Below are 1,702 nucleotides of genomic sequence, written 5' to 3'. Positions count from 1 at the left end.
TTGGCCCAGGCTGTGTAAAAACGCAGTTTTGTGTAAACGGATGCTGTTGGGTAAACGTTATGCCAGTATCTCATCAATACGAGCGCCAGATGAAACGATTTATCGAGGGTGAATGCCGGGGCCAGGGTACGTTGCTGCCTGAACTGCTGGACGATTACGTTGCCGAGAACAATCCGGTTCGGGTGGTCGATGTATTTGTCGACCAACTTGACCTGGGCGAACTCGGCTTCGATGGTGTGCAGCCAGCAATAACAGGACGGCCTGCCTATCACCCCGCCGTGCTGCTCAAGCTCTACATCTACGGTTACCTCAATCGTATCCAATCAAGCCGTCGGCTTGAGCGCGAAGCGCAGCGCAACGTCGAACTGATGTGGCTGACACAACGCCTGACGCCGGACTTCAAGACAATCGCGAACTTCCGCAAGGACAATGGCAAGGCAATCCGCAATGTCTGCCGACAGTTCGTCGTCCTGTGCCAGCAATTGGATCTGTTCGCGGACGCGGTCGTTGCGATTGATGGCAGCAAGTTCAAGGCGGTCAATAGTAGTGATCGTAATTTCACGCAAGCCAAGCTCAAGCGTAGGATGGAAGAAGTTGAGGCCAACATCGGTCGCTATCTCACAGAACTTGATACGGCTGACAGACAGGAACCAGCGACCAAGCAAGCGCACAGTGCGCGACTGAACGACAAGATTGCGGCCATGAAATCGCAGATGGCTGCCCTCAAGGAAATCGAAGCGAGGCTGGAAGCGACTGGCGAAACTCAGATATCGTTAACCGATCCGGATGCCCGCTCAATGATGACGCGAGGCTCAGGCATCGTCGGGTACAACGTCCAGACCGTGGTCGATGCAAAGCATCACCTGATCGTAGAGCACGAGGTAACTAATATCGGCAGCGACCGCGATCAACTGTCGGGAATGGCGAAGAAGGCCCGCGCTACAATTGGAGTCAGCTCGCTGACTGCGATTGCTGATCGCGGCTACTTCAAGGGCGAGGAAATCCTGGCTTGCAAGCAGGCCGGCATTACGGTGCTAGTGCCGGCGACTAAAACCTCCAACGCCAGGGCCGACGGTCGATTCGACAAGGCCGATTTCGTCTACGATCAGGCGAAGAACGAGTACCGTTGCCCGGCTGGTCAATCGCTGATCTGGCGTTTCACCAGTGTTGAAAAGGGCATGGCGCTTAACCGCTACTGGAGCTCGAACTGCAAGGGCTGCCCGCTCAAGGACAAGTGCACGCCGAGCCAACAGCGCCGGGTGACACGTTGGGAGCATCAGGATGTGCTCGACGACATGCAGGTACAGCTTGATCAAAGTGCGGATGCTATGCGAATCCGGCGTTGCTCGGTCGAGCATCCGTTCGGGACCATCAAGTCCTGGATGGGGGCGACGCACTTCCTGACGAAAGGAATGGAGCGCGTGAAGACGGAAATGAGCCTGCACGTGCTCGCCTATAACTTCAAGCGATTGATTACGCTGCTTGGTGTCGCCGGCATCATGGAGGCTGTCAGGGCGTATGCTCTCATACTGGATCTACAGCGCGTGTTTGGAGCAGTTACCTTGGTGGATGGGTCACCGAATCCAGAAAACAGAAACGGCTCTCCTAACGCCTCGTCAACCCGCGACACGGCCGCAACCACGCGCAGTTCGGCCACATGCAACTATATTTGAGTTTTTACACAGCCTGGGCCGATAGCGGA

1 pseudogene is annotated in these 1,702 nt (G+C 55.9%); it reads left to right on the top strand.

Features of this window, described 5'->3' with window-relative positions:
• Positions 1–89: 89 nt before the first annotated feature.
• Positions 90–1,517: pseudogene (locus tag ACQ4WN_RS26150) on the top strand (IS1182 family transposase); the annotation flags it as partial.
• Positions 1,518–1,702: the final 185 nt, after the last annotated feature.

Source organism: Janthinobacterium pasteuri (assembly GCF_051380775.1).
GTDB lineage: Bacteria > Pseudomonadota > Gammaproteobacteria > Burkholderiales > Burkholderiaceae_D > Janthinobacterium.
This window is presented reverse-complemented; position numbering and strand designations above follow the sequence as displayed.